The sequence below is a fragment of the Dactylosporangium sp. CA-092794 genome (assembly GCF_050948465.1).
Lineage (GTDB): Bacteria > Actinomycetota > Actinomycetes > Mycobacteriales > Micromonosporaceae > Dactylosporangium.
Window position 1 is genome coordinate 3,913,300 of record NZ_CP192044.1, and the last position, 25,625, is coordinate 3,938,924.

General features: G+C 73.6%; 26 protein-coding genes and 1 pseudogene. 15 read left to right on the forward strand and 12 right to left on the reverse strand.

The genetic code is table 11. The features are described 5' to 3' along the window. Positions 1 to 93 precede the first annotated feature (93 nt). Together ACQPXD_RS16780 and ACQPXD_RS16785 are read right to left on the reverse strand one after the other, a co-directional pair. A complete protein-coding gene (locus tag ACQPXD_RS16780; RefSeq protein WP_432839401.1) occupies positions 94 to 1,578 on the reverse strand; it encodes an MFS transporter in 1,485 nt (494 codons plus the stop codon). Then, on the reverse strand, positions 1,578 to 2,486 hold the full coding sequence (locus ACQPXD_RS16785; RefSeq protein ID WP_432839403.1) for an NADP-dependent oxidoreductase: 909 nt from the start codon (positions 2,484 to 2,486) through the stop codon (positions 1,578 to 1,580). The genes ACQPXD_RS16780 and ACQPXD_RS16785 overlap by 1 nt, the downstream gene beginning before the upstream one ends. A gap of 96 nt (positions 2,487 to 2,582) precedes the next feature. On the opposite strand from ACQPXD_RS16785, the gene ACQPXD_RS16790 reads away from it, so the two are divergent. After that, positions 2,583 to 3,209, forward strand: coding sequence for a TetR/AcrR family transcriptional regulator (locus tag ACQPXD_RS16790; protein WP_432839405.1), 627 nt, complete (start codon positions 2,583 to 2,585; stop codon positions 3,207 to 3,209). 14 nt (positions 3,210 to 3,223) lie between these two features. Here ACQPXD_RS16790 and ACQPXD_RS16795 read toward each other — a convergent pair whose 3' ends face one another. After that, entirely contained in the window at positions 3,224 to 4,498 is a 1,275-nt protein-coding gene (locus ACQPXD_RS16795; protein WP_432839407.1) for an MFS transporter, read from the reverse strand. A gap of 58 nt (positions 4,499 to 4,556) precedes the next feature. Here ACQPXD_RS16795 and ACQPXD_RS16800 point away from each other — a divergent pair, with 58 nt between their 5' ends. Continuing rightward, positions 4,557 to 4,925 carry a MerR family transcriptional regulator gene (locus ACQPXD_RS16800; protein WP_432839409.1) on the forward strand — a complete coding sequence of 123 codons (369 nt, stop codon included), beginning with the start codon at positions 4,557 to 4,559 and terminating at the stop codon, positions 4,923 to 4,925. On the opposite strand, the gene ACQPXD_RS16805 is transcribed toward ACQPXD_RS16800, so the two are convergent. Further along, a complete protein-coding gene (locus ACQPXD_RS16805; RefSeq protein ID WP_432839411.1) occupies positions 4,903 to 5,532 on the reverse strand; it encodes an FMN reductase in 630 nt (209 codons plus the stop codon). The genes ACQPXD_RS16800 and ACQPXD_RS16805 overlap by 23 nt on opposite strands. Continuing rightward, positions 5,529 to 6,626 (reverse strand): LLM class flavin-dependent oxidoreductase, encoded by a 1,098-nt coding sequence (locus tag ACQPXD_RS16810; RefSeq protein WP_432839413.1) that lies wholly within the window; start codon positions 6,624 to 6,626, stop codon positions 5,529 to 5,531. Before ACQPXD_RS16810 ends, ACQPXD_RS16805 begins: the two co-directional genes overlap by 4 nt. 168 nt (positions 6,627 to 6,794) lie before the next feature. Between ACQPXD_RS16810 and ACQPXD_RS16815 the strand changes: the two genes are divergently transcribed. Then, positions 6,795 to 7,727, forward strand: a complete 933-nt coding sequence (locus ACQPXD_RS16815) for an SDR family NAD(P)-dependent oxidoreductase (RefSeq protein ID WP_432839414.1) — start codon at positions 6,795 to 6,797, stop codon at positions 7,725 to 7,727. A gap of 57 nt (positions 7,728 to 7,784) precedes the next feature. Further along, positions 7,785 to 8,174 carry a DUF6582 domain-containing protein gene (locus tag ACQPXD_RS16820; RefSeq protein ID WP_432839415.1) on the forward strand — a complete coding sequence of 130 codons (390 nt, stop codon included), beginning with the start codon at positions 7,785 to 7,787 and terminating at the stop codon, positions 8,172 to 8,174. On the opposite strand, the gene ACQPXD_RS16825 is transcribed toward ACQPXD_RS16820, so the two are convergent. Together ACQPXD_RS16825 and ACQPXD_RS16830 are read right to left on the reverse strand one after the other, a co-directional pair. After that, positions 8,171 to 8,566 carry a hypothetical protein gene (locus ACQPXD_RS16825; RefSeq protein ID WP_432843876.1) on the reverse strand — a complete coding sequence of 132 codons (396 nt, stop codon included), beginning with the start codon at positions 8,564 to 8,566 and terminating at the stop codon, positions 8,171 to 8,173. The genes ACQPXD_RS16820 and ACQPXD_RS16825 overlap by 4 nt on opposite strands. Further along, a pseudogene (locus ACQPXD_RS16830) lies at positions 8,549 to 8,755 on the reverse strand (MerR family transcriptional regulator); the annotation flags it as partial. The gene ACQPXD_RS16825 and the pseudogene ACQPXD_RS16830, both read right to left, overlap by 18 nt. Before the next feature lie 61 nt (positions 8,756 to 8,816). Here ACQPXD_RS16830 and ACQPXD_RS16835 point away from each other — a divergent pair. From ACQPXD_RS16835 to ACQPXD_RS16850, 4 genes are all read left to right on the forward strand, one after another. Beyond that, positions 8,817 to 9,596, forward strand: coding sequence for a helix-turn-helix domain-containing protein (locus ACQPXD_RS16835; protein WP_432839416.1), 780 nt, complete (start codon positions 8,817 to 8,819; stop codon positions 9,594 to 9,596). Positions 9,597 to 9,694: 98 nt separating this feature from the next. Continuing rightward, positions 9,695 to 10,840, forward strand: a complete 1,146-nt coding sequence (locus ACQPXD_RS16840; RefSeq protein WP_432839417.1) for a GH12 family glycosyl hydrolase domain-containing protein — start codon at positions 9,695 to 9,697, stop codon at positions 10,838 to 10,840. A gap of 172 nt (positions 10,841 to 11,012) precedes the next feature. Further along, positions 11,013 to 13,166, forward strand: a complete 2,154-nt coding sequence (locus tag ACQPXD_RS16845) for a discoidin domain-containing protein (RefSeq protein ID WP_432839418.1) — start codon at positions 11,013 to 11,015, stop codon at positions 13,164 to 13,166. Between the two features lie 97 nt (positions 13,167 to 13,263). Next, a complete protein-coding gene (locus ACQPXD_RS16850) occupies positions 13,264 to 14,301 on the forward strand; it encodes a LacI family DNA-binding transcriptional regulator (RefSeq protein WP_432839419.1) in 1,038 nt (345 codons plus the stop codon). A 15-nt stretch (positions 14,302 to 14,316) separates the two neighbouring features. Here ACQPXD_RS16850 and ACQPXD_RS16855 read toward each other — a convergent pair whose 3' ends face one another. Together ACQPXD_RS16855 and ACQPXD_RS16860 are read right to left on the reverse strand one after the other, a co-directional pair. Continuing rightward, on the reverse strand, positions 14,317 to 14,865 hold the full coding sequence (locus ACQPXD_RS16855; RefSeq protein WP_432839420.1) for a hypothetical protein: 549 nt from the start codon (positions 14,863 to 14,865) through the stop codon (positions 14,317 to 14,319). Between the two features lie 40 nt (positions 14,866 to 14,905). Beyond that, positions 14,906 to 15,274 (reverse strand): Mth938-like domain-containing protein, encoded by a 369-nt coding sequence (locus ACQPXD_RS16860; RefSeq protein WP_432839421.1) that lies wholly within the window; start codon positions 15,272 to 15,274, stop codon positions 14,906 to 14,908. Positions 15,275 to 15,314: 40 nt separating this feature from the next. Here ACQPXD_RS16860 and ACQPXD_RS16865 point away from each other — a divergent pair, with 40 nt between their 5' ends. Further along, a complete protein-coding gene (locus ACQPXD_RS16865) occupies positions 15,315 to 16,193 on the forward strand; it encodes a TIGR03560 family F420-dependent LLM class oxidoreductase (protein WP_432839422.1) in 879 nt (292 codons plus the stop codon). Here ACQPXD_RS16865 and ACQPXD_RS16870 read toward each other — a convergent pair. Continuing rightward, complete coding sequence (locus ACQPXD_RS16870) at positions 16,180 to 17,031, reverse strand: SAM-dependent methyltransferase (RefSeq protein WP_432839423.1); 852 nt, start codon at positions 17,029 to 17,031, stop codon at positions 16,180 to 16,182. The genes ACQPXD_RS16865 and ACQPXD_RS16870 overlap by 14 nt on opposite strands. A 115-nt stretch (positions 17,032 to 17,146) precedes the next feature. On the opposite strand from ACQPXD_RS16870, the gene ACQPXD_RS16875 reads away from it, so the two are divergent. After that, a complete protein-coding gene (locus ACQPXD_RS16875; RefSeq protein ID WP_432839425.1) occupies positions 17,147 to 18,148 on the forward strand; it encodes a LacI family DNA-binding transcriptional regulator in 1,002 nt (333 codons plus the stop codon). Between the two features lie 110 nt (positions 18,149 to 18,258). Next, positions 18,259 to 20,436, forward strand: coding sequence for a carbohydrate-binding protein (locus tag ACQPXD_RS16880; protein WP_432843878.1), 2,178 nt, complete (start codon positions 18,259 to 18,261; stop codon positions 20,434 to 20,436). Here ACQPXD_RS16880 and ACQPXD_RS16885 read toward each other — a convergent pair. Then, positions 20,408 to 21,475: a helix-turn-helix transcriptional regulator gene (locus tag ACQPXD_RS16885; protein ID WP_432839426.1), complete on the reverse strand. Its 1,068-nt coding sequence runs from the start codon at positions 21,473 to 21,475 to the stop codon at positions 20,408 to 20,410. The genes ACQPXD_RS16880 and ACQPXD_RS16885 overlap by 29 nt on opposite strands. Before the next feature lie 54 nt (positions 21,476 to 21,529). Here ACQPXD_RS16885 and ACQPXD_RS16890 point away from each other — a divergent pair, with 54 nt between their 5' ends. From ACQPXD_RS16890 to ACQPXD_RS16905, 4 genes are all read left to right on the forward strand, one after another. Beyond that, on the forward strand, positions 21,530 to 21,901 hold the full coding sequence (locus tag ACQPXD_RS16890) for a hypothetical protein (RefSeq protein WP_432839427.1): 372 nt from the start codon (positions 21,530 to 21,532) through the stop codon (positions 21,899 to 21,901). Positions 21,902 to 21,964: 63 nt separating this feature from the next. Then, entirely contained in the window at positions 21,965 to 22,894 is a 930-nt protein-coding gene (locus ACQPXD_RS16895; protein WP_432839429.1) for a hypothetical protein, read from the forward strand. Positions 22,895 to 22,927: 33 nt separating this feature from the next. Continuing rightward, positions 22,928 to 23,416, forward strand: a complete 489-nt coding sequence (locus ACQPXD_RS16900; RefSeq protein ID WP_432839431.1) for a flavin reductase family protein — start codon at positions 22,928 to 22,930, stop codon at positions 23,414 to 23,416. A gap of 123 nt (positions 23,417 to 23,539) precedes the next feature. Continuing rightward, positions 23,540 to 24,067 carry a TrmH family RNA methyltransferase gene (locus ACQPXD_RS16905; protein ID WP_432839433.1) on the forward strand — a complete coding sequence of 176 codons (528 nt, stop codon included), beginning with the start codon at positions 23,540 to 23,542 and terminating at the stop codon, positions 24,065 to 24,067. A gap of 4 nt (positions 24,068 to 24,071) precedes the next feature. On the opposite strand, the gene ACQPXD_RS16910 is transcribed toward ACQPXD_RS16905, so the two are convergent. Continuing rightward, a complete protein-coding gene (locus ACQPXD_RS16910; protein WP_432839435.1) occupies positions 24,072 to 25,088 on the reverse strand; it encodes a zinc-dependent alcohol dehydrogenase in 1,017 nt (338 codons plus the stop codon). Between the last annotated feature and the right edge of the window lie 537 nt (positions 25,089 to 25,625).

Below are 25,625 nucleotides of genomic sequence, written 5' to 3' on the forward strand. Positions count from 1 at the left end.
GCGGGTGGATATGGCCGAGCCGCCGGTGGCCGGGGGCGGCTGCGGCCGGCGCGGCGGTGGCGTCGGCCTGGCGGGCGGACTGCACCTGCCTGGTCAGGCCGGGCGGACCGGCAGGGGACCGCTGCGGAACAGCAGGGCGGACAGCGCGGCGCAGGTCAGGAAGACCGCCGAGGCGACCCAGAACACCAGGTGGTCGCTGGCGAGGGTGGCGCCGGCGATCGTCGCGGGGTCTGACGCCGTGGCCGCGTGCGTCGCGAGATAGTCCGCGATCGCCGTCGCGGTGAGCGAGCTGAACACGGCCGTGCCGATCGAGCCGCCGATCTGCTGAGCGGTGTTCACCAGGGCCGACGCCACGCCGGCCTCGTCGGGCCGCACGCCGCTGGTCGCGGCGTTCTGCACCGGGCCGAAGATCATGCCGAAACCGAGGCCCGTGACGAGCAGCGCCGGGAGCACGCCGCCGGCGTAGGTGGAGTTCGCGGCGATGCCGGTGAGCATCGCCATGCCGGCGGCGGCCAGCACGCAGCCCATCGGCACGAGCGGGCGCGGGCCGGTGCGCGGCAGCAGGACCGCGCCGGAGAAGACCGACGTCACCATCACGGCCCCGATCATCGGCAGGAAGGCGGCGCCGGTCTCGATCGGCGTCAGGCGGAGCGTCTCCTCGAGGTAGTAGGTGAGGAACAGGAACACCGCGAACATCCCGGTGCCGCAGATCCCGACCGACAGGTACGCCGCCCCGCGGACCCGGCCCAGAAGCACCCGCAGCGGCAGCAGCGGATGGGCCACACGGCGCTCGATCAGCACGAAGGCGCTCAGGAGGACGACCCCGGCGATCACCGGACCCAGCGTCCAGAAGTCCGTCCAGCCCTTCGACTCGGCGTTGCCGAGGCCGTAGACGACGCCGACCAGGCCGAGCACCGCGGCGACCGTCCCGGAGAGGTCGAGCCGGACGCGCTCCGGCCGGTCGCCGTCGCGGAGGAAGGCCACCGCGCCGGCGAACGCGACCGCGGCGATGATCAGGTTCACGTACAGGCACCACCGCCACGACAGGTCCTGGGTGAGGACTCCGCCGAGCAGCAGTCCCAGCGCGCCGCCGGCGCCCGAGATCGCGCCGAAGATCCCGAACGCTCGACCGCGCTCGGTCGCGTCGTCGGCGAACGTCACCGACAGCATCGACAGCGCCGCCGGCGCGAGCATCGCCGCGAACACGCCCTGGGCGACGCGGGCGAGCAGCAGCGCAGCGAATCCGCCGGCGGCGCCGCCGACCGCCGACGCGACCGCGAACCCGGCCACACCGGCGATGAACAGCCGCTTGCGGCCGAGGTAGTCCGAGAGCCGCCCGCCGAGCAGCAGCAGACTGCCGAACGCGAGGGCATACCCGGTCACCACCCACTGCCGGTCGCCGGTGGAGAAGCCCAGGTCGCGCTGCGCCGTCGGCAGCGCGATGTTCACGATGGTGGAGTCCAGGATGACCATCAGCTGGGCGAGACTGAGCACGACGAGCGCGAGCCATCGAAACGCGCCGGAGTCGCTGGGCGCGGCCGGCCGGCCGGGCTCCTCGAGTGCCGTGTCGGGGCGCATCAGCGGCCGCCGACCAGGAGCACGAGCTTCCCGCCGGCGTGGCCCTCCTCGCTGACCCGGTGCGCCTCGGCGACCTCGGCGAGCGGGAAGGTCCGCACGGCCGGGAGCGAGAAGCGCCCGGACTCGATCAGCCCGCCGATCTCGGCGAGGGCGTGCAGCGCGCGGCCGGAGTCGCCCCGGCTGAACCGCACTCCGTGCCGCTGCGCGCCGGCGAAGTCGGCGACCGTCAGGACGTGCTCCGGGCCGCCGGCGAGCTCGATGAGCTCGGGCAGGACGCCGCTGCCGGCGACGTCGAGCGCGAGGTCGACGCCGCCGGGAGCGAGCGCCCGCACCCGCCCGGCGAGGCCCTCGCCGTAGACGACGGGCTCCGCGCCCAGCGAGCGCAGGTAGTCCTGGTTGGCCGCGCCGGCGGTGCCGATCACGCGGGCACCGCGCGCCACGGCGAACTGGACCGCGGCGCTGCCGATGCTTCCGGACGCGCCGTTGATGAGCAGCGTGCTGCCGCTGCCGACGCCGAGCTGGTCGAGCGCGCGAACGGCGGTCTCGATGGCGGCCGGCAGCGCGGCGGCGGCCGGGAAGTCGAGCGACGGCGGGATCGGCGCATAGGCGGACAGCACCGCCAGCTCGGCCTGGGCCGCCCCGTCGGCGCAGGCGCCGAACACGCGATCGCCGACCGCCACGTCCGTGACGCCCGCGCCGAGCTCGTCGACGACCCCGGCCGCCTCGTAGCCCATGGTCTGCGGGAGCTCCTGATCCATCAGGCCCTTGCGCTTCTTCCAGTCGCTCAGGCTGACGCCGGCGGCGCGCACCGCGATCCGGACCTGCCCCGGCCCCGGATGCGGGTCCGGAAGATCCGCGATCTCGAGGACCTCCGGACCCCCGAACCGGCTGAAACGGGCTGCTTTCATCGTGTGCTCCGATCTCGACCCCGGGTTCGTGCCCAGAACTGGAGCGTACACGATTTTTTGAGTCCACTACAAATTTATGGTTGATAGACTCCCGGCGTGGCCGAACCCGGACTTCGTGATCTCAAGAAGGCGCGCACCCGCCGGCTCATCGTCGACACGGCGGCCCGGCTGTTCGCCGAACGGGGCTACGAGCGGGTGACGGTCAGCGAGATCGCGCGCGCGGCGGAGGTGGCGGAGCAGACGCTCTACAACTACTTCCCTACCAAGGAACAGCTGGTCACCGACCGTGAACAGCAGATACAGGACCGGCTGGACGACCTGATCCGCTCCCGGCCGGCGGGGACCAGCCCGGCCGCCGCCGTCCGCGACTTCGTCCTGGAGACGGTGACGGCGATCCGGGGCCGGCCGCCGGAGATCGCCGCCGGCACGCTGGGCTATCTCGCGGCGATGAGCCCGGCGGTCAACCGGCTGGCCCTGGAGCTGATCGACCGCCTGGCCGCCGCGGTCGCCGCCGCCATCGGCGAGACGAGCCCGATCGCGCCCGAGCTCGCCCGCCTGCAGGGCATCGCGCTGGCCGGCGTGTTCCGGATCATCATCGGCGAGACCGGCCGCCGCGCCCGCGCGGGCGAGACCCCGGACGAGATCGCCGACGCGCTCCATCCGGAGGTCGAGCACCTCCTCGCCGAACTGGACCGCTGGCTGACGACCCCGCCCGGGTCATGACCACGCCGCGCGGGTCATGACCATGCCGCGCGGAGGGTCAGCAGGGCGCCGGTGGCCGCGGCCGCCGCGGTGAGCCAGAAGGCCGCGGCGTAGGCGCCGCCGTGCAGCGGCAAGGTGAGCAGCGCGACGGCGACCGCGCCGGCCAGATACTGGGCGGTGGTCATGACCGCGCCGGCCGAGGACTGCTCGGCGGGCGGGACGTCGCGGGCGCCCACGTTGAACATCGACGTGTAGACCACGCCGTGGGCGAAGCCGCTGACCAGCAGCCCGGGCAGCACCCCGGCCGGGTAGCCGCGCCCGGCCGCCAGCGCCAGCCAGGCCAGGCCCAGCGCGGCCAGGGCGAAGCCGGCGCCCAGCGTGCGGGGCGCGCCCAGGCGGCGGACCAGGGCGCCGGTCACCGAGCTGCCGGCGGTGACCAGGGCGGCCAGCGGCAGGAAGGCGAGCCCGGCGCGCAGCGGGGTGAAGCCGTCGCGGTCCTGCAGCATCAGCGTGACGACGTAGAACTCCGAGCCGACGCTGGCCATGTACAGCGCGGCGGCGGCCGCCCCGATGCGCAGCGACCGGGGGCCGGCGGGACGGCGGCGGGCCAGCAGCGCCGCGCCGAGCGCCGCCGCGGCCAGCAGTGTCCCGGCCGTCGCCGGGTCGGCCCAGCCCCGGGCGCCGGCGAAGGTCAGCCCGAGCACCGTGGCCAGCACGGCGCCGGTGCCCAGCAGCGGGCCCGCGAGGGGGACCGGCTCGGGGCGGGCCCGGGCCGTTGCGAGCAGCCACGCGGCGGCGCCGGCCGCGCACAGGACGGTGACCGGGACGTTCACGAGGAAGGTCCAGCGCCAGGTGTACCGCGTGAGCGCCCCGCCCAGCACGACGCCCGCCGCCAGCCCGGCCGCCCCGACCGCGCCCCACACCGACAGCGCCCGGGTGCGGGCCGGCCCGGCCGGGAAGCGGGCGCCGATCAGGCCCAGGATCGCCGGCTGCAGCAGGGCGGCGGCGAACCCCTGGGCGCCGCGGGCGGCCAGCAGCACGGCGCCGTCGCCGGCCAGCCCGCCGGCCACGCTCGCCGCGCCGAACAGCGCGGTCGCGGCCAGGAACAGCCGGCCGGCCCCGACCCGGTCGGCGAGCCGGCCGCCGAGCAGCAGGAAGCCGGCAAAGGGCACCGAGTACGCGCTCACCACCCACTGCGCGGCGGCCAGGTCGAGGCCCAGGTCGCGGGCGATGGCGGGCAGCGCGACGTACACGATCGAATAGTCCAGGGCGAGCAGGAACTGGGCCGTGGACAGCACGGCGAGGATCACGTCGCCATCGTCGGACCTTCACATTAATGTGAAGGTCAACCGCTGGGAGGCAGGTCACATGCGCATCGGCGAGCTGTCCGCCCGCACCGGCACGCCCGCGCGCCTGCTGCGCTACTACGAGGAGCAGGGCCTGCTCCGCCCGGCCCGGCTGGACAACGGCTACCGCGACTACGGCGAGCCGCTGGTCGACCGGGTGGGGCAGATCCGCGGCCTGCTCGAGGCCGGGCTGCCCACCCGGCTCATCAAGGCGGTGCTGCCGTGCCTGGACAACCCGTGCGGCATCGCGATCTCCGACGCCGGGCCGGAGGTCGTCGAGCTCCTGCGGCGCGAGCGCGACCGGATGGACGCCCGGATCGCCTGCCTGAGCCGCAACCGCGACGCCATCGACGCCTACCTGTCGAAGGTCACCGGCGAAGGTCGTTCGTGACCGTGCGGCCCTGGCCGCCCAGCAGCGACTCGAAGTCGGTGGTCGGCGCGAACGGGTCCTGCACCGTGACCGGCTCGCGGGCGGCGACCAGCGCGGCGAGCTCCGCGCCGGCCCGCTCGATCCGGGCGTGCAGCGTGTCCTTGCCCGCGCCCGCCCAGTCCTCGGTGGCGGCGAAGACCGCGGTCGGCGCCACCGTCGCGTGCAGGTAGGCGAACAGCGGCCGCAGCGCGTGCTCCAGGGCGAGCGAGTGCCGGGCGGTGCCGCCGGTCGCGCCGAGCAGGACCGGCTTGTCGTGCAGTACCCCATCGTCGAGAACGTCGAAGCAGGACTTGAACAGGCCGCTGTAGGAGGCGTTGAAGATCGGCGAGACGGCGATCAGCCCGTCGGCCGCGGCGACGGCGTCCAGCACCTCCTTCAGCGCCGGCGACGGGAAGCCGGTCAGCAGGTGGTCGGTGATGTCGTGGGCGACGTCGCGCAGCTCGTAGACCTGCGTCGTGACGCCCTCGCCGAGCTTGCCGCGCACGGCGGCCGCGAGCCGGTCGGCCAGCAGCCGGCTGGACGACGGCTGGCTCAGGCCCGCGGTCACCGCGACGATCGAGCGCGTCATGCCTCCACCTTCTCCTGCTCGGCCCGGGCGGCCGTCTTGAGCGACTCGTGGGTGGGCGCGTCCGGCACGTGGGCCGGGCGGCCGATGGCGAACTCCTTGCGCAGCACCGGCACGACCTCCTCGCCGAGGATGTCGAGCTGCTCCAGCACCGTCTTCAGCGGCAGGCCCGCGTGGTCGACCAGGAACAGCTGCCGCTGGTAGTCGCCGACGTACTCGCGGAAGGTCAGTGTGCGGTCGATGACCTCCTGCGGGCTGCCGACGGTCAGCGGGGTCTGCGCGGTGAAGTCCTCCAGCGAGGGACCGTGGCCGTAGACCGGCGCGTTGTCGAAGTAGGGCCGGAACTCGTGCTTCGCGTCCTGCGAGTTCTTGCGCATGAACACCTGCCCGCCGAGGCCGACGATGGCCTGGTCGGCGGAGCCGTGGCCGTAGCGCTCGAACAGCTGCCGATACAGCCCGACCATGCGCTGGGTGTGCTCCTTGGGCCAGAAGATGTGGTTGGCGAAGAAGCCGTCGCCGTAGTACGCCGCCTGCTGAGCGATCTCCGGCGTGCGGATCGAGCCGTGCCACACGAACGGCGGCACCCCGTCCAGCGGGCGCGGCGTGGCCGTGAAGCCCTGCAGCGGCGTGCGGAAGCTGCCCTCCCAGTCCACGACGTCCTCGCGCCAGAGCCGGCGCAGGAGCGCGTAGTTCTCCACGGCGAGGGCGACGCCGTTGCGGATGTCCTGGCCGAACCAGGGGTACACCGGACCGGTGTTCCCGCGCCCCAGCATGAGGTCGACCCGGCCGTCGGCCAGGTGCTGCAGCATCGCGTAGTCCTCGGCGATCTTGACCGGGTCGTTGGTCGTGATCAGCGTGGTCGCGGTGGACAGCAGCAGCTTGCTGGTCTTCGCCGCGACCCAGCCCAGCATCGTGGTGGGCGACGACGGCACGAAGGGCGGGTTGTGGTGCTCGCCGAGCGCGAACACGTCGAGCCCGACCTCCTCCGCCTTCAGCGCGATCGCCATCATGGCCTTGACCCGCTCCGCGTCGGTGGGCACTCGCCCGTTCGTCGGGTCCTGGGTGACGTCACCGACGGTGAACACTCCGAACTGCATCTCGAACGCCCGCCTTCACCTCGCCGGAACCCGGGCTGGCCCCGGCTCTCTGGCGCGTACAACATAGCTGACCCGTCAAACATTCCGCCACTAAACAGTCAAGGTTGGTGACTTCTTGCCGGGCTTGACTTCAAGCGCTTGAGGACTGGTTCGCTGGTGGGCATGACGATGACTGACCCTGGAACCGTGCTGATCACCGGCCCGACCGGATCGCTGGGCCGCGTCGCGACGCTGGCGATGGCCAGTCGTCCCGCCGCCGCCCGGCCGGACCTGCTCCTGGTGGGGCGGGGGAGCGAGAAGCTCGCGGAGGTGGCCGCCGAGGCCCGCGCGGCCGGTGCGACCGTCCACGAGATCTGCGCCGACCTGTCCCGGCTGGCCGACGTCCGCGCCGCCGGGGCCGCGGCGCGTGACCTGCTGGCCTCGGGAGCGGTGCGCCCGCTGCGGGGGCTGGTCGGCAACGCCGGCATGTGGTCGGCCGACATCCGCCGCGCGACCGAGGACGGCTACGAGGTGACGTTCGCCGTGAACTACCTCGCCCACGCCCAGCTCGTCGGGGACCTGCTCGGCTCGTTCGCGACGCCCGGCCGGATCGTGCTGCTCGGTTCGGACACGTACCGGGCCGGCCGCTTGCGGCAGATGATGGGCGTGCAGCCCGCGAAGTGGCGCGACCCCGTCACCCTCGCCCAGCCCGCGCCCGCCGGCAGCAAGGCCAGGATCAGCGACGCGGCCGTCGCCTACTCCACCTCCAAGCTCGCGGTCCTGTACTACGCCCACGAGCTGCAGCGGCGGGTCGGCGACGGGATCGGCGTGTCCGTGTTCGAGCCCGGCTGGATGCCCGGCACCGGCCTGGGCCGGTCGGCACCCGCGGCCTTCCAGGCGCTGGCCCGTGGCGTGCAGCGCCTCCCCGGCATACCGACGCCGGAACGCTCGGGCCGGATCCTCGCCTCGCTCGTGCTCGACGCGGAGTGGGCACACCTGCGCGACGGCGCCTACGTGTTCGTCGACAAGGTGGACGAGCAGCCGGCGTGGGCCCACGACCGCGACCGCGAGCGGCGCCTGTGGGACGCGACCGCCGAACTGCTGGCGAAGGCCAGCGTCTGACGCTCCGGCGGCCATGAGTGAGCGGTTGGGGTGCGCGATGCCGGGTATGAGTACCACATGGCTGCACGAAAGCAACGAGGATCGAATGAGCTGGATGCCGCCGGGCGCAACGCGATGCCGGACCGGACGTATGCGTTCCCGCGGCTACGCAAGGAGCCGCTGAACGACGCGTCGCACGTCCGCAACGCGATCGCCCGGTTCGATCAGGTGCGGGACGCCTCCGACGCGGAGCGGCGGGAGGCGTTCACGCGGATCAAGCGGGCCGCGGACCGCTACGGCGTGGAGCTGTCCGCGACCCGTTGGCAGGACCTGGGCAAGCCGTCCGCGGGCATGAAGTCCTCCGACCGGCCCAAGTCCAAGGAACAGCTGCTCAGCGAGGCCAAGCGGCGCAACATCCGCGGCCGTTCCTCGATGACCAAGGCCGAGCTGGAGCGGGCCCTCTCCTAGGACTCCGGCGGGAGCAGGGCGAGGCGTCGCCGCTGCAGCTCCGCGAGCTCGTCCGGCGTGAGCTGCTCGTGGTACTGCCGGCGGCGCTCCGCCAGCTCGGCGAGCTCCGCCTCGGAGAGCGTCTCGGTCATGCGGCGGCGGTGCTCGTTGAGCTCCTGCAACTGTTCCGGGCTGAGCGGTCGGTGCATGGTGATCATCCCCTCGATGACGTCGATGAGCGTGGTGGCCGACGGCTCGGCGGCCTCGTCGAGCGCGCGGAGCACGGCCCGCAGGTCCAGCCGCAGCCGGAATGCCACCGCGATGCGCTGCTCCACCTCGGCCAGCTGGCGGCGGATCAGCTCGCGCGGGTCGCCGCCGCCGGCCAGGACCGCGCGGATCTCGGCCAGCGACATGCCGAAGCCGCGCAGCGCCAGGATCCGGTGCAGCCGCCGCACGTCGGCGGCGGTGTACCGGCGGTGCCCCGCGGTGTCACGCGACGACGGGCGCAGCAGGCCGATCTCGTCGTAGTGGTGCAGCGCGCGGACCGTGAGCCCGGTGCTCCCGGCCAGCTCGCCGACCCGCCAGGTTCTGCGGTCGGTCACGAGATCGACGCTACGACCTCACGCCGCGTGAGGCGCAAGCCCGCGCTGCTACGGTCGGCCGGTGAGCGAACTTGGGTTGTTCTTGCGCACCCGGCGCGCGGCGGTCGCGCCCGGCGCGGTGGGCCTGCCGGCCGGGCCCCGCCGGCGCACGCCGGGGCTGCGCCGCGCCGAGCTCGCCGCGCTGTCCGGGGTGAGCGTCGAGTACGTCACCCGCCTCGAGCAGGGCCGCGACCGCCGCCCCTCCGCCCAGGTGCTCTCCGCCCTCGCCGACGCCCTCGGGCTGTCCGTCGCCGAGCGGGTGCACCTGCACCGCCTCGCCAAGGGCGCCGAGCCGGGCTTCACCTGCCGCGGCCCGAACCAGCCGCCGAGCGCGGTGCGCCCCACCGTCCGCGCCCTGCTCGACCGCCTGGAGCCGAGCCCGGCCGCCGTGCTCGGCCGGACCGGCGACGTCCTGGCCCGCACAGCCGGCTACGAGCACCTCTTCGGCCCGCTCGGCCTCCTCGACGGGCCGCGCCCCAACCTGACCCGCTACGTGTTCGGCGACCCGCGCGCCCGGTCCGCGTTCCCCGACTGGGACCGCGTCGCCGACGAGCAGGTGGCGGTGCTCAAGCAGGGGCCGTTCCGCGGCGACCCGCGGGTCGCCGCGATCGCCGACGAGCTGACCCTGGTCGCCGGCGACGCCTTCACCGCCCGCGTCGCCGCGGTGTCCGGGCCGCCCAGCGGCACCGGCGTGCTGCGGCTGGTCCACCCGCGGGCGGGGGACCTGCGGCTGTCCTACGAGACGCTCGATCTACCGGCCGGCGACGACCAGCGGCTGATCTTCTACGCGGCGGCGGTGTAAGTTTCCTGGATCTTGACGTACAAAAACGAATAAATCGGGCGGAAATCCGTCTCCCCTCCATCGGGCCCGCATGGTGCTCCCTGGAAGGGAGACCACCTATGCGCAGAAGCATCAAGGCCGCGCTGGCCGCGGCCGGGCTCCTGGCGGCCACCGGGGCCGTCGTCGTGCTCACCACCGGCTCGGCCCAGGCCGACACCACCATCTGCGAGAAGTTCGGCTCGACCACCATCCAGGGCGGTCGGTACGTCGTGATGAACAACGTCTGGGGCACCGACCAGCCGCAGTGCATCAACGTCACCAGCACCGGCTTCAGCATCTCGCAGGCCAACCACAACGTGCCGACCAACGGGGCGCCGGCCGCGTACCCGGCCGTGTACTACGGCTGCCACTACGCCAACTGCAGCACCGGCAGCATCCTGCCGCTGCGGGTCAGCGACTCGCGGTTCGCCGGCATCCAGACCTCGGTGGGCATGAGCTTCCCGTCGTCGGGGCAGTGGGACGCGGCCTACGACATCTGGTTCGACCCGACGGCGCGTACCGACGGGCAGAACACCGGCGCGGAGATCATGGTGTGGGTCAACCACGCCGGCGCGCCCCAGCCGGTCGGGTCCAAGGTCGGCACGGCGAACATCGCCGGCGGCGCCTGGGACGTGTGGGAGGGCAACATCGGCTGGAACGTCGTGTCCTACGTGCGCCAGCCCGGCACCGGCTCGGTGAGCTTCGCGCCGGCCTCGTTCTTCAACGACGCGGTGTCCCGCGGCTACGCGCAGAACAGCTGGTACCTGACCAGCATCCAGGCCGGCTTCGAGCCGTGGACCGGCGGACAGGGCCTGGCCGTGAACACCTTCAGCGTCACGACCGGCGGCCAGCCCCCGACGTCCACGCCCCCGACGACGACGCCGCCGCCGTCGAGCCCGCCGGTGACCACCCCGCCGCCCACCGGCGGCCCGGCCGGGTGCAGCGTCACGTACACCAAGAACGACTGGGGCAGCGGCTTCACCGCCGACGTCAAGGTGACCAACACCGGCGGCTCCGCGCTGAGCGCGTGGACGGTCGGCTGGACGTTCTCGGGCAACCAGAGCATCACGAACTCCTGGAACGCGAACGTGACCCAGTCCGGCACCGCCGTGACGGCGAAGAACATGTCCTACAACGGCACGATCCCGCCGGGTGGCTCGACCACGTTCGGCTTCCAGGCGACCTACTCCGGCTCCAACCCGGTGCCGTCGCCGACCTGCTCCTGAAAACGCGTTCCCGGTCGGGGCGGCTTCGGCCGCCCCGGCTTGCGGTTCGCTCGGAGAGCGCTCTCCGATTCGGCGCCAGGCATTGACAGGGTTTCACAGAGGGCTCATTGTGGCTTTCTGAGAGAGCGCTCTCTCACGCCGCCGTAACACCCCCGCCACGAAGGAGTAATCCATGGACTGGTCGGTCTCCGCCCCCGGCCATCGATCAAGGCGCACACTTCGATACGGCGTCATCGCGATCGCCGTGGCCGCCATGCTGTGCGCGTACATCGTCACGGTCGTCACCCGCGCCAACGCCGCCGAGACCCTGCTGTCGCAGGGCAAGCCGACCACCGCCTCGTCCACGGAGAACGCCGCGACCCCGGCCGCGAGCGCCACCGACGGCGACAACGGCACCCGCTGGTCCAGCGCCTTCTCGGTGCCGCAGTGGATCCAGGTCGACCTCGGCTCCGCGCAGACGATCACCCGCGTCGCGCTGAACTGGGAGGCGGCCTACGCCACCGCGTTCCAGATCCAGACCTCCACCGACGCCGCCAACTGGACCAGCATCTACAGCACCACCACCGGCACCGGCGGCACGGTCAGCCTGCCCGTCACCGGCAGTGGCCGCTACGTGCGGATCAACGCCACCGCCAAGGCCACGCAGTACGGCGTGTCGCTGTGGGAGTTCCAGGTGTACGGCGGCTCCGTCACCACGCCCGGCAGCTGCGGCGCGAGCAACGCGGCGCAGGGCAAGCCGGCCACCGCCTCCTCGACCGAGAACGCGGGCACCCCGGCCTCGTCCGCGGTCGACGGCAACACCGGCACCCGCTGGTCCAGCGCGGCCGGCGACCCGCAGTGGCTGCAGGTCGACCTGCAGTCGGTGCAGCAGATCTGCGGCGTCACCCTGAACTGGGAAACGGCCTACGCCACCGCGTTCCAGATCCAGACCTCCACCGACGCCGCCAACTGGACCAACATCTACAGCACCACCACCGGCACCGGCGGCGTGCAGACGCTCAACGTCACCGGCAGCGGCCGCTACATCCGGGTGTACGGCACGGCCCGGGCCACCCAGTGGGGCTACTCGCTGTGGGAGTTCCAGGTCCGCGTCGGCGGCGTGCCGTCGACCTCCAACGACACCCCGACCAGCCCGAGCCCCACGCCGACCGGCTCGGGCAACGCGGTGCTGCTGTCCTACAACAAGCCGGCCGTCGCCTCCACCTGGCAGAACGACACCAACTGCAACCCGTGCTCGGCGGACAAGGCCTTCGACAACGACCCGGCCAGCCGCTGGGCGACCAGCCCGACGAACGGCTGGGTCGACCCGGGCTGGATCTACGTCGACCTCGGCGCGCAGGCCCACATCACGCAGGTGATCCTGCAGTGGGACCCGGCCTACGCCGTGTCGTACCAGATCCAGACCTCCACCGACGCCACCAACTGGACCAGCATCTACAGCACCACCACCGGCAAGGGCTTCAGGGAGACCCTGAACGTCAACGGCAACGGCCGCTACGTGCGGATGTACGGCACCCAGCGCTCCAACGGCTACGGCTACTCGCTGTGGGAGTTCAAGGTCTACGGCACCGGCGGCAACCCGGTGCAGCCCCCGGCCCCGCCCGCCGACCCGATCTTCCCGGCCACCAACCTGGTCTGGAGCGACGAGTTCAACACCGGCACCAACGTCGACACCTCCAAGTGGACGATCGACCCGGGCACCGGCCAGAACGGTGAGATCCAGTACTACACCAACCTGGAGAACACCAGCATCCAGGGCGGCTCGCTGGTCATCGAGGCCCGCAAGCAGACCGAGGGCGGCCGCGACTACACCTCGGGCCGGATCAACACCAGCAACAAGTTCTCCACCCAGTACGGCCGGGTCGAGGCCCGGATCAAGGTGCCGAAGGGCAACGGCCTGTGGCCCGCGTTCTGGATGATGGGCGCCGACTTCCTGCAGGGCCGGCCGTGGCCCTACAACGGCGAGATCGACATCATGGAGATCCTCGGCAAGAACACCAACGAGGTGTACTCCACGCTGCACGCCCCGGCCTACAACGGCGGCGGTGGCTACGGCCAGAAGCTCGCCACGGTCGACCTGTCGGCCGACTACCACGTCTACTCGGTCGAGTGGGACAGCAAGCACATGACCTTCCGCGTCGACAACCAGGTGATCCTGGTCGCCGACAAGGACACGGTCGAGACGACCCGTGGCCCGTGGGTCTACGACCACCAGTTCTACATCATCCTCAACCTGGCCGTGGGCGGTGACTTCCCCGGCCCGATCGACGCCACCACGCCGTTCCCGTCGCGGATGTACGTCGACTACGTCCACGTCTACAAGTAGGGTTCCCGCCCACAAACTGGCCGCGGGTGGACGTGACATGCGGATCCGTCCACCCGCGGCTCCTCATTGCATCGGGGCACGAATTACCGTGGCATCCATGACGGGCAGCGACGCGCGACCGCCGACCCTCGAGCAGGTCGCCAACTACGCCGGGGTATCCCGGGCCACGGTCTCCCGGGTCATCAACGGCGTGCAGACGGTGGACCCAGAGCTTCGCCGCACGGTGGAGCGGGCCATCGCCGCGACCGGGTATGTGCCGAACCTGGCCGCCCGGTCGCTGGTCACCGGGCGCACGGACTCGATCGCGCTGGTCGTGTCCGAGCCCGCGAACCGCGGCTACGCCACGCCGTTCCTCACCCGGATGTTCACCGACCCGTTTCTGGGCCGGGTCACCGCGGGCGCACAGGAGGTGCTCCGCCCGCTCGGCATCCACCTGGTCATCTTCCTCGCCGACCCGCCCGCCCGGCCGCACCTGCTGCGGTACCTGCGCCAGGGCCACGTCGACGGTGCCCTGCTGATCTCCAGCCACGTGGACGACCCGCTGCCCGCGCAGCTGGTCGACCTGGGCGTGCCGGTCGTGCTGTCCTGCCGCCCCGGCCACCCGGTCACCATCAGCTACGTCGACGTCGACCAGCGGGCCGGCGTGCAGCTCGCCGTGGACCGCCTGGCCGAGCTGGGCCGCCGCCGGATCGCCACCATCACCGGCCCGCTCGACATGCCGGCCGCCCAGGACCGCCTGGCCGCCTTCGAGGAGGCCGCCCGGGCCCACGGCCTCACCCCGTCCCACGTGGAGGGCGACTTCACCCGCGCCGGCGGCGAACGCGCCACCGCCCGCCTGCTCACCGAGCTGCCCGACGTCGACGGCGTGTTCGTCGCCAACGACCTGATGGCCGACGGCGCCCTGCGCGTGCTGCAGGAGGCCGGCCGGGCCGTGCCGGACGACGTGGCGGTGATCGGCTTCGACGACAGCACCGCCGCCCTCGAGTGCCACCCACCGCTGACCACGGTCCGCCAGCCGGTCGAGGAGATGGCCGGGGAGATGGCTCAGCTGCTGCTCACCCGCATCCGCGAGCCGAGCCGATCCCCACGCTCGGTCATCTTCAACCCGGAGCTGGTACTGCGCGCCTCCGCCTGACCACGCGCCGGGGGGTCAGGCGAGCCGGTCGACCAGGCCGGCGAGCCAGACCCGCCAGCGGCGGCTCAAGTACACCCGCTCCGGCACCAGGTAGTGCTCGCCGTCGATGCGGCGGATCACGTCGTCGCGGACCGGGATCACCTCGAAGCTGGCGTGGAAGCCGCGGGCCCGCCGACCGGCGCGGCGCTCGAACTCGGCCACCACCTCGGTCGAGCGCAGGTCACCCGGGGGATGGGCGGCCAGCTCGCGGCGCTTGCGGGCACTGTGCCACTCCAGCGCCTCCCGCCAGCGGGCGGCGACCAGGTCGTGCAGCCCGGGCGCCTCGGTGAGCCCGTCGGCGCCCGGGAAGTCGCCGCCGCGCACCGCGTGCGGGGCCATCAGGATCGCCCGCCACCAGCCGATCCACTCCTCGCCGAGGGCCGAGCCGGCCGGCGCGTCCGGCGCGGGCACGTCGTCGGCGTCGAGCGGGCCGGGCACGAGCCGGTCGCCGGTCGCCTCGATGCCCGCCGCCGCGCGCACCCACAGCGCGAGGCCGGCGAGCTGGTCGAACTGGGAGACGCTCACGCGCCAGGAGTCGAAGCCGGAATACTGCACGAGCCGGCCCTCAGCAGGTCGAGTGGAAGAGGCCGCCGACCGCCGCGGTGGCGGCGAGGTCGTTGTAGAGCTCGACGGCCTCCGTCGTCTCCGCGACGTGGACCTCGACGCCGGCCTTGTCGAGCAGCTCCAGCGTCTCCGGGGCGACCTCCAGACGCTCCTCCATGCCGCGGGAGAGCACGACCACCGTGGCCCCGGCGTCGAGCAGCTCCGCGACGTCGGCGGGCTGGATGCCGGGGGAGTGCGACGTGCCGGTCTCCGACCAGTCCCACGCGCGCCCGCCGCCGGGCCACGCCTTGAGGTCCTTCACCGTGCCGAGCCCGTCCACCTCGATGCGGCCCCACACGATCGAGAGGATTCGCGGGGAAGCTGCCACCATGGCCCACACCCTACCGCCCGGCGCGGGATAGAACGGAGTCATGCGACTTTCGATCTGGCCCGGGGCCGGGCAGCGGTACGACGAGATCCTCGAGGTGGCCCGGCACGCGGCCGAGACCGGCTGGGACGGCGTCTACATCGCCGACCACTTCATGCCCAACGCCGTGCCCGGGCGCGACCCCGACTCCCCGATGCTCGAGTGCGGCACCGTCGTCGCGGCGCTCGGCGCCGTGGTGCCGCGGGTGCGGATCGGGACGCTGGTGTACGGCAACACCTACCGCCACCCGGCCGTGCTCGCCAACATGGCGGCCACCGCCGATCACGTGTCCGGCGGCCGGTTCACCCTCGGCGTCGGGGCGGGCTGGCAGGTCAACGAGCACGAGCAGTACGGCATCGAGCTGCCCCCGGTGCGGCAACGGCTGGACCGGTTCGTGGAGGCGCTGCAAATCCTGCACGGGCTGCTGCGCACGCCGCGGACGACCCTGCACGGGGAGTACTACCGGGTCACCGACGCCGTCTGCGAGCCCAAGCCGGTCCAGGACCCGCTGCCGATCCTCATCGGCGGCGGGGGAGAGCGGCGGATGCTCGGCATCGTCGCGGAGTACGCCGACCTGTGGAACACCTGGGGCCGCCCGGACCTCATCGCCCACAAGTCCCGGGTGCTCGACGACTTCTGCGCCGCCCGCGGCCGCGACCCGGAGGCGATCCAGCGCACCGCGCAGGCCATCGTCGTGGTCGACGGCCCGCTGCCGGAGCTCAGGCAGCCGGTCGTCGGCGGCTCGCCGGCGGCGCTGGGCGACCTGCTCGCGCAGTACCGCGCCATCGGCCTCGACGAGTTCATCGTCCCCGACCTGCTGCTCGGCACCGGCGCCGACCGGTTGAAGGCGATGGACACGATCCTTTCGCTCAACCGCGGGTGAAGACCAGGAAGCGGTAGTTGAGCAGGCCGTTGAGCAGGCACCACTGCAGGGCGTCGCCGCCGGCGAGCATCAGCCAGTACTCCCCGCGCGGGTGTACCGGGCGGCCGGCGGCGACCAGGGCGGCGATGAACCGGTCGCGGGGGCGGCGCAGCTCCAGGTGCTGGGTCAGGTCCGTGTCGGAGGCCAGGACCAGGCCGTGCTCCGCGGCCGCGGCCACCGTCTGCTCGACGGTGAGCAGCGAGCCGACCCGCCAGCCCTCGCGGAACTCGGCCAGCCGGCGGGCCTCGCGCGGCGGCAGGGCCGGGTCGGCGGCGGCCGGGGTGAGGAAGTCGTCGCAGACCGCCAGCCGGCCGCCCGGGCGCAGGGTGCGGGCGGCCTCGCGGAAGTAGCCGCCGGCGTCCGGGCTGTGCAGGAAGGCTTCGATGGAGAAGGTGAGGTCGGCGGTACCGGCGAGGTCGTCCGGGACGGCCAGGTAGTTGCCCTCGCGGCAGCGGATCCGCCCGTCCAGGCCGGCCGCGGCCAGCAGCCGGGCCGCGCCCTCGGCCTGGCGCGGGCTGATCGTCAGCCCCTCGCCCCGGATCGGCGCCCGGCCGGCCAGGTAGGCCAGGCTGGCACCCAGCCCGCAGCCGAGATCGACCACCGACGGCTCGGCCGCCCCGTCCGGCAGCTCGTCCAGCAGCAGCTCGTCGACGTGGTGGAAGGCCTCGTCGCGGGTCGTCACGCCCGGGCCCCAGACGGCCCGGTGGATGGACGCCCCGCCCTGGCCCAGCCGGTCGAACGCGGCGGTGTTGCGGTCGTAGTACCGGCGGACGAGCTCCGCGTGGGTAGTCGTGGTCACGACCCTGTCTACGGCAAAACTGGGCCGGCGGGTTCAACGGGGGGCCGGGTTACCCTGATCGGTGATGAAACAGAGTCGTGAAACACGATCGGACGGACGCGTCACGATCCGCGACGTGGCGAGCCAGACCGGGCTGTCGATCGCGACCATTTCGCGGGTCCTCAACGGCCGGGCCAACGTCGCGCCCGACACCCGGGAGCGGGTGCTGCAGGCGATGGGCGGCCTGGGCCGGCGCGCGCCCCGCCGCCGCGGCGGCGGCCTGCAGAAGGCCGACAACGGTGTCTACGTGCGCTGCCCGTATGTGCTGAGCGACTACTTCGGCATCATCGTCTCGGCCATCACCGAGGCCCTCGACCGCCACGGCATGCACGCGATCGTCGACGCCGGCGAGTCCGCCTGGCGGCGCACCGGCGTGCTGCCCACGCTCAGCGCCGGCTGGCCGCAGGTCACCGGCGCGATCCTGATCCTGCCGGTGGAGGGGGCGGACGAGCTGGAGCGGCTGCGCGACCGCGGCTTCCCGTTCGTCGTGGTCGACCCGCGCACCGCGCCGCCGCGCAACATCGCCGCGGTGTCGGCGGCCAACTTCGCCGGCGCCCGGCGGCTCATGGCGCACCTGGTGGAGCTGGGCCACCGGCGGGTCGGGGTGCTCGGCGGGCCGCCGGAGTGGACGGCGATGAGCGACCGGATGGCCGGCTACACCGCGCCCCTGGTCGGCGTCGGCGTCTACCCGGCCCCCGAGCTGCTGCGCAGCGTCAAGGACCCGACCATCGAGGCGGGCCGGGCGGTCGCCGCCGAGCTGCTGGACCTGCCGCGGCGCCCGACCGCGCTGGTCGCCTTCAACGACAAGATGGCGGCCGGCGCGCTGCAGGCCGCGGCCGAGCGGGGCCTGCGCGTGCCCGGCGAGCTGTCCGTGGCCGGCTTCGACGACATCGACGTCAGCCGGGCCACCCTCCCGGCGCTCACCACGGTCCGCCAGCCGCTGGAGGAGATGGGACGGATGGCGGTCAGCCTGCTCGGGCGGATGCTGACCGGGCACGAGCTCGACGCCCTGCACGTGGAGCTGGCCACCGAGCTGGTCGTGCGGGGCTCCACCGGCCCGGCGCCGGCCGGCTCTTGACGCGTGTTACACAGAAACTTCCAGCGATTCATTGACATGATTCGGCAGAGCGTTGTTGTCTGGCGGTTCCCCCACCACCCGCCAGTGGAAAAGGAAACGCTGTGCGACGCATGATCACCGTCACCTCGACGGCCCTGCTCACCCTGCTCACCGCCGCCGCGCCCGCGACCGCGGCGCCCGCACACCGCACCGAGGTCGTCACCGGCACCTACTCGGCCGGCGCCGCGCACGCCTGGCAGCCACTGCCCGCCGTCAAGGTGGGTGACCGCGCCGGGTCCGCGGCGGACGTCACCGTGGTCGTCGACCCGAGCCAGATCCGGCAGCGGTACTCCGGGATCGGCTTCTCGCTGGACGAGACCAGCGTCTCGAACCTGTGGAAGCTCACCCCGCAGCAGCGCGAGGACGCGATCCGGCTGCTGGTCGATCCGCGCACCGGCGCCGGGCTGAGCCGCTTCCGGCTCACCATCGGCAGCCCCGACCTCATCGAGCACCTGCCCTTCTGGTCCGAGGACGACCTGCCGCCCGGCGTCGCCGACGACTTCGGGCTGCGGTACTTCTCCATCCAGCGCGACATCGACCTGCACATCGTCGACACGATCAAGCTGATCCAGAAGTACAACCCCCGGGCCTCGTTCTTCGCCTCCGCCTGGAGCGCCCCGGCGTGGATGAAGACCAACGACAAGTTCCTCGGCGAGGTCGCCCTCAAGCCGGGCAGCACCACCGACTACTACCAGGTCGGCAAGCTGCGCGACGACTGCATCGACGTGTTCGCCCGGTACTACGCCAAATACGTCGAGGCCTACGCCCGTCGCGGCATCCACATCGACGCGCTGACCCTGCTCAACGAGCCCGGCATCGACGTCGTCTACCCGGCCATGGACATCTCCGTCGCGCAGCAGCAGCGCCTCGCCGTCGCCATGCGGCGCTACCTGCCGCGGGACGTGCAGGTGTACGTCCACGACTTCAACTTCTGGGACTGGCGCGACCCGAACAGCACCGCGACGAAGAACTACTACCGCATCCTCGACGACCCGGCGGCGCGCAAGGCCGCCGACGCGATCGCCTTCCACCCCTACTGGGGCGACCCGGCGGTCATGCGCGACGCGTTCGAGCAGTACGGCAAGCCGGTGCACATGACCGAGACCAGCGACCTGTCGCCGGCCACGATCCTGAGTTACTTCCGCCTCGACGCGTCGTCCTACGTGCTGTGGGCGCAGACGACCGACCAGGACGGCGGCACCCTGCACTGGACGCCGCTGCGGGACAACAACGTCGACTGGGACCAGATCGCGGCGACCACGAAGTGGCCGGACCGGCTGGTGAAGGTCGACACCACCACCCGCACGTACTCGGTGCGCGACGAGCTCTACGCGATGGGCCAGTTCGCGAAGTACCTCGGGCCCGATTACACCCGCGTCGAGTCCAGCGCCACCACCGGCGGGGTCGGCAACGTGGTCTTCCGCGACGGCGACGACTTCGTGGCCGTCGTCGGCAACGCCAACCCGGCGCCGCGCACCGTGCGGGTGGTGCTCGCCGGCCGCCAGTTCACCGAGACCGTCCCGGCCGGCGCGTACGCCACCTTCCGCTGGCACGCCGACGTGCCCGGCGCCCACGGCAACCACGCGCCCAAGCTGGCCGCGGTGCCGGACGTGGTCGCCGACCAGTACACGACCACGACCTTCCGGCTCAGCGCCACCGACCGCGACCGCGACCCGCTCGCGTTCTACGCCCCCGACCTGCCCGACGGGGTCACCCTCGACGCCGCCACCGGCCAGGTCAGCCTGCACCCGACCACGGCCGGCAGCCTCAGCCTGAAGTTCCGGGTCACCGACGGCGCGGCGAGCGACGAGGTCACCGTCCACGTCACGGTCCGCCCGCACGGCGCCCCGATCGGCGAGAAGGTCGAGGCCGAGGCCTACGTGGCCGAGCACGGCTGGACCGACGGCGGCCCGAACTTCGTCGAGTCCACCCCGGCCGCCAGCGGCGGCAAGAACATCGGCTGGACCGCGGCCGGCAACTGGCTGCGGTACCGCCTGGACGTCGCCCAGCCCGGCACCTACGACCTGGAGCTTCGCGTCGCCAACGGCACCGGCGCCCCGGCCCCGGACGCGCTCACCTTCCGTGACGCGAACAACCAGGTCCTGGCCACGGCGACGGTCCCGGCCACCGGCGGCTGGGCCTCGTACGAGTCCGTCCACGCCACCGTGACGCTGCCCGCCGGCGACCAGCTCGTCACGGTGTACTGCGAGACCGGCGGCTTCAACCTGGACTACTTCCGCCTGACCTGACCCGCCCCAACCTGACCCGCCCACCCTGGCCGGCACCGGGAGCCCAGCCCGGTGCCGGCCGCTCGTATCGGGCGGCCGTGCGCCGCGCCGCCTCGGCCACTTCGGCGCGCAGCTCGATCGGCTCGAGGACCTCCGCGTCGGCGCCGAACCCGAGCAGCCGCCGCCGCGCGGCCGCGACGGAGTCGAACCGCAGCCGCACGGTCCGCCCGCCGTCGTCGCCGTCCCCGGGGCCGGCTTCGGGCAGCGGCGCCCCCAGGACCTCGGTGGCGGCCCGGACACCGTCCGGGCTGAGCCGCACGGTGACCGTGAGGCCGCCGAAGCGGGCCTCGAACTCGGCGGTCCAGCGCGCCCAGAACGCCGCCAGGTCGAAGCCGGCGGGCGGCTCGAACGGCTCGTCCAGCAGCTCCGCCGCCGAGATCCGGGCCGCCCGGTGCGCCACGACGCCGCCCGGGCCGGCCGCCACCAGGTAGTACGCCGCGGCCTTGGCAACCAGGCCCAGCGGGTCGACCACGCGCCGCGTCCCGCGGTGCTCGATGCGCAGCCGGCGGCCCAGCCGCACCCCGTCGACCAGGACCGCGAGGTGCGGCACGGCCTCGGCCGGGCAGAACCAGGCGGCCGGGTCGAGGTGGAACCGCCCGGCCACCGCCGCCGCGCCGGCCCGGTGCCGCTCGGGCAGCCCGGCGACCAGCTTGCGCCGCGCGTCGGCCAGCGCGGATTCCATGGCCGCCGGTTCCGCACCGCCCGGCGCCGAGCGCCCGCCGCCGGCGAGGAGCGACGGGCCGGCGACCGACGCGGCGAGCAGCGCGGTGGCCTCGGCCGGGTTGAGGCCGAGCAGCGGGCTGCGGTAGCCGTCCAGCAGCATGCAGCCGCCGCCCGGCCCGCCGACGGCGACCACCGGGACGCCGGCCGCGCCGAGCGCATCGAGGTCGCGGTAGATCGTGCGCACCGAGACGCCGAGCTCGGCGGCCAGCGCGCGGGCGGTCATCTTGCCCCGCGCCTGCAGCCGCAGCAGCAGCGCGAGGAGACGGTCGGCCCGCATCCGGCGATTATCGCTGACAGATGGTGTCAGCGATGCCGGGCTACGGTGCCGTACATGATCACTGGATGCGTCATCGCCGAGAGCCTCCGCCCGGGCGCCGTCTTCGACCCGCCCGGCGTGCGGATCCGCCGGATCGCCCGGCTCGACGTCGCGGCGAGCGCCCGCGGGTCGCAGCCGGCCGTGTGGACCGCGATCGACTTCGCCGCGGACGACGACGCCGCCGAGGCGGTGGCGGAGCGGCTCGCCGGGTGCCTGTCCGCGGAGGGCGGCTGGTACGCGGACTTCCGCGCCGGCGACGAGCACGTCGTCGTCTTCGCCGGGGCCGTGTTCCGCTACCGGGTCGGCGACGCGGCCGGCCGGGCGGCCGCGGTCGCGCACGGCCGGGCCGCCGGGGTGCCGGAGCATCAGCTCGACTGGGCGGACTGAGCCGGCGGGTCGAGGGCCTCGGCCCGGCCGGTGGCGTGGTGGCCGTGTGCTAGAACGGGCCGCGTGACCAGACTCGGCATTGACGCGCCTCGCTTCGATCGGTTCCGGCCCGACCTGGAAGGCATCGAGTGCCTGGACCTCAACTGGGGCCACGCCGTCAACGAGGAGCCGCGCAACTTCGGCCTCGGCTTCGTCAACTCGATCGGCAACACCGGCCACCGGTGGGTCGCCGCGTGCGTGATTCCCGGGCTGCCGCCCGAGCGGTACCCGATCGCGATGGCCGACGAGGAGGGGCCGACGATCGACGTGTTCGCGTCCTCGATCGAGACGTGGCTGCCGTGCTACCTGATCCGCTTCGCCGAGGCCCAGGCGAGGTGGGGCGGCCTCGACGCGCTGCGCGCGGAGGAGCCGGCGCTGCGTGAGGCCCTGGCGGCGTTTCCGGGCGATGTGCTCACGCCGCTGCTGAGCGAGCGTCCGCCGAGCCGGGCCGAGCTGTACGCCATCGCGGAGCCCGGCGGCGCCGTGGCCGCCTACGAGCGGCTGGCCGCCGAGGACGGCGACTGGGCCGGGCTGATCCGCCAGTACCCCTCCTTCAACCAGCCGCTCTTCGACCGCTTCGACCGGCAGCCGAGCGCCGAGCTGGCCGGGGAGGTGCTCCGGCGCCGGATCATGCAGGGCGGCGACGGCACCGCGAAGCGGCTGGAGCGGGCCGCCGCCACGCTGCGGGACTCAGGCGTCGAGCCGGCCGAGCCGGTCGCGCCGCTGTTCCCCCTCGCCGAGGACGAATATGAGCTGGCGGAGGCGTACTTCGCCACCGGCGAGCGCTGGGAGGCGGCCGGCGACCCGGCGCAGGCGCTGGTCTGGTACGAGAACGCGATCAACGAGTACGGCTTCGAGGAGGAGTGGCACGAGGGGGCGGTGGCCCGCATCCGGGCGCTGACCGCGGACGACCCCGACTATGTGTACTACCTGAAGGACTTCGTGCACTGTTGACCTCAAGTGCGGTTGAGGTTCTACCGTCGGGCGGTGAGCGTGGACATCGAGGCCGGCGTGGCGGAGCTGTTCAAGGCGGCGTTCCGCGGCTATCCGACCGGGGTCGCCGTCATCACCGCGCCGGGGCCCGACGGCCCGGTCGGGCTGACCGCGTCGAGCGTCGCCTCGGTGTCGCTCACGCCGCCGGCGCTGTCGTTCTCGGTCATGGACTCGCCGTCGGCGCGGGTCCTCGCGAGCGCGGACAGCCTGGTGGTACACCTCCTGGCGGCGGCGCACGCCGGGCTCGCGCAGGACTTCGCCCGGCCCGGCGGCGCGCGGTTCACCGCCGAGCAGGGCTGGACGACGCTGCCGACCGGCGAGCCGATGCTGCTCGGCGCCCAGGCCGCGCTGCGCTGCGTGCCGCTGCACCGGGTCCCGGTCGGGGCGTCCACCGTGGTCGTCGCCGCGGTGACCGGCGTCGTGGCGGGTCCCGCGGGCGGGCGGCTGATCTACCACGAGCGCCGGTTCATCCTGGACAGCTGATCCGGCGGGATTGCCGCCCGGATCGTTGACAATCCGTTCGCTCCGCGCCGGTGACGCCCCGGGTAGGCTGGTGGTGGCGTTGTCGTCGTCGATGGCTCGCGTGCGCCGAGAAGCACGCCCCGCATGACTCTCGCAACCCCCGCGATCCGGGTCCGGACCCGCCAGGAGCTCCGCTCGGCCCGTCGTCCCCGCGCCCACCGCTGCTGGGGCCATCTCATCGCCGCACCGCTGTGGCCCATGCACGGCGCCAACCTCGGCACCCTGCTGCGCACCTGCGACGCCGTCGGCGCCTGCCTGGCCGTGCCGCCGTTCCGCTGGGTCGACGAGGCCCTGGCCCGCGGCAACACGCTGCGCCGCCCGACCTGCGTGCACCGCATCGGCGACCCGCTGCGCTGGCTGGCCGCGGAGCGCGGCACCGGCACGCGGATCATCGGCGTGGAGCTGGCCGACGAGGCGATCCGCCTCGCCGACCTGCCGGCCGCCCGGGGCCGCACGGTCATGGTCCTCGGCCACGAGTCCACCGGCATCCCGCCGGAGGCCCTCGACCTGCTCGACGCCGCGGTGGAGATCCCGATGGTCGGCACCGGCATGAGCCTCAACGTCGCGGTGGCCGGCTCCCTGGTGCTCTACAAGCTCGCCGGGCTGCTGTGACCGCTCAGGCCGCCGGCTCGACGACGACCTTCAGGCCGGCGCGGGCGTCGGCGGTGGCGAACGCGGTGCGGACGTCGCTCAGCGGGTAGCGGTGGCTCACCAGGCTCCGCACGTCGGCCAGGCCCGCGGTGACCAGGGCGGCGGCGCGCGGGTACACCTCCTTCATCCGGCGGACCATGGCCAGGGTGAGGCCCTTGCGCCGGGCCGTCGACGCCGGGAAGGACGACGTGTCGGTGCTCGGGATGCCGCCCAGCACCACGCGCCCGCCCGGCCGCGCGGCGGTCACGGCGGCCTCGATCGCCGCGTCGGTACCGGCGATCTCGAACGCCACGTCGACGCCCAGCCCGGCGGTAAACCCGGCCAGCGCCGCCGCGTAGCCGTCCTCGGCCGGGTCGAGCACCAGGTCGGCGCCGTAGCGCCCGGCCGCGGCCCGGCGGTGCGGCAGCGGGTCGGCGGCCACCACCCGGGCCGCGCCGGCGGCCCGGGCGACCTGGATGAGCAGCAGCCCGATCGGGCCGCAGCCGAGCACCGCCACGGCCGCGCCGAGCGGGACGTGCCCGAGGTCGACCGCGTGCACGGCCACGCCGAGCGGCTCGAGCATGGCGCCGTCGGCGTCGGTCAGCCGGTCGGGGAGGGGGAACAGGCGGTCGGTCGGCCAGGCGAGGTACCGCTGCAGGCCACCGTCGCGCCGCCCGTGCCCGGCGAACACGATGTGCCGGCACAGGTTGGGATGGCCGGCCCGGCACAGGTCGCAGCGGTGGCACGGGATCGCCGGGTCGACCGCGACCCGGGTGCCGTCCAGCGGCCCGCCGCGCACGACCCCGGCCATTTCGTGGCCGCCGACGATCGGGTGCTCGATGCGGGCGTCGCCGATGCCGCCCTCGGCATACCAGTGCAGGTCGGAGCCGCACAGCCCGACCGCGGTGACCTCGACCAGGCTCTCGCCCCCGGCCGGCTCGGGCACCGGCTCCTCGGCGAGGCGCACGTCACGGGCCGCATACAGCCGGGCGGTGGTGTTCACGATTCGGATCGTAGGCCCGCCGCCCGCCCGGTGCCGCGTCGGATATGTCCGCCACTCCGTGACGGACATATCCGACATTTCGGTAATGACGGTTTTTTGGATGGCGTGTCCATCGCGGACCGGCCCCGGTACCGGCCGCGATGCGCCGCGTGCGGTCCGGGGTGGCCGGCCCGCCGCCGTGCTCCGCCCGTACCCGGCACCACCGGGCACCGCCCGGGAGCCGGCACCGCCCGGGAGCCGGCACCGCCCGGGAGCCGGCACCGCCCGGGAGCCGGCACCGCCCGGGAGCCGGCACCGCCCGGGAGCCGGCACCGCCCGGGAGCCGGCACCGCCCGGGAGCCGGCACCGCCCGGGAGCCGGCACCGCCCGGGAGCCGGCACCGCCCGGGAGCCGGCACCGCCCGGGAGCCGGCACCGCCCGGGAGCCGGCACCGCCCGGGAGCCGGCACCGCCCGGGAGCCGGCACCGCCGGCCGCGATGCGTGCCGGCGGCCACGTGGTGCCCGATCTGCGGCGTCCCCAGGGTGGGCGCGGTCGGC

Excerpts from the sequence above, each read along its gene's own strand:
- ACQPXD_RS16890 (WP_432839427.1), top strand. The coding sequence starts at position 21,530 with ATGATCACTGGATGCGTCATCGCCGAGAGCCTCCGCCCGGGCGCCGTC.
- ACQPXD_RS16840 (WP_432839417.1), top strand. The coding sequence starts at position 9,695 with ATGCGCAGAAGCATCAAGGCCGCGCTGGCCGCGGCCGGGCTCCTGGCG.
- ACQPXD_RS16815 (WP_432839414.1), top strand. The coding sequence starts at position 6,795 with ATGACTGACCCTGGAACCGTGCTGATCACCGGCCCGACCGGATCGCTG.
- ACQPXD_RS16820 (WP_432839415.1), top strand. The coding sequence starts at position 7,785 with ATGGCTGCACGAAAGCAACGAGGATCGAATGAGCTGGATGCCGCCGGG.
- ACQPXD_RS16800 (WP_432839409.1), top strand. The coding sequence starts at position 4,557 with ATGCGCATCGGCGAGCTGTCCGCCCGCACCGGCACGCCCGCGCGCCTG.
- ACQPXD_RS16860 (WP_432839421.1), bottom strand. The coding sequence starts at position 15,274 with ATGGTGGCAGCTTCCCCGCGAATCCTCTCGATCGTGTGGGGCCGCATC.
- ACQPXD_RS16865 (WP_432839422.1), top strand. The coding sequence starts at position 15,315 with ATGCGACTTTCGATCTGGCCCGGGGCCGGGCAGCGGTACGACGAGATC.
- ACQPXD_RS16825 (WP_432843876.1), bottom strand. The coding sequence starts at position 8,566 with ATGTCGCTGGCCGAGATCCGCGCGGTCCTGGCCGGCGGCGGCGACCCG.
- ACQPXD_RS16905 (WP_432839433.1), top strand. The coding sequence starts at position 23,540 with ATGACTCTCGCAACCCCCGCGATCCGGGTCCGGACCCGCCAGGAGCTC.
- ACQPXD_RS16780 (WP_432839401.1), bottom strand. The coding sequence starts at position 1,578 with ATGCGCCCCGACACGGCACTCGAGGAGCCCGGCCGGCCGGCCGCGCCC.
- ACQPXD_RS16845 (WP_432839418.1), top strand. The coding sequence starts at position 11,013 with ATGGACTGGTCGGTCTCCGCCCCCGGCCATCGATCAAGGCGCACACTT.
- ACQPXD_RS16880 (WP_432843878.1), top strand. The coding sequence starts at position 18,259 with ATGATCACCGTCACCTCGACGGCCCTGCTCACCCTGCTCACCGCCGCC.
- ACQPXD_RS16805 (WP_432839411.1), bottom strand. The coding sequence starts at position 5,532 with ATGACGCGCTCGATCGTCGCGGTGACCGCGGGCCTGAGCCAGCCGTCG.
- ACQPXD_RS16885 (WP_432839426.1), bottom strand. The coding sequence starts at position 21,475 with ATGCGGGCCGACCGTCTCCTCGCGCTGCTGCTGCGGCTGCAGGCGCGG.
- ACQPXD_RS16785 (WP_432839403.1), bottom strand. The coding sequence starts at position 2,486 with ATGAAAGCAGCCCGTTTCAGCCGGTTCGGGGGTCCGGAGGTCCTCGAG.
- ACQPXD_RS16850 (WP_432839419.1), top strand. The coding sequence starts at position 13,264 with ATGACGGGCAGCGACGCGCGACCGCCGACCCTCGAGCAGGTCGCCAAC.
- ACQPXD_RS16810 (WP_432839413.1), bottom strand. The coding sequence starts at position 6,626 with ATGCAGTTCGGAGTGTTCACCGTCGGTGACGTCACCCAGGACCCGACG.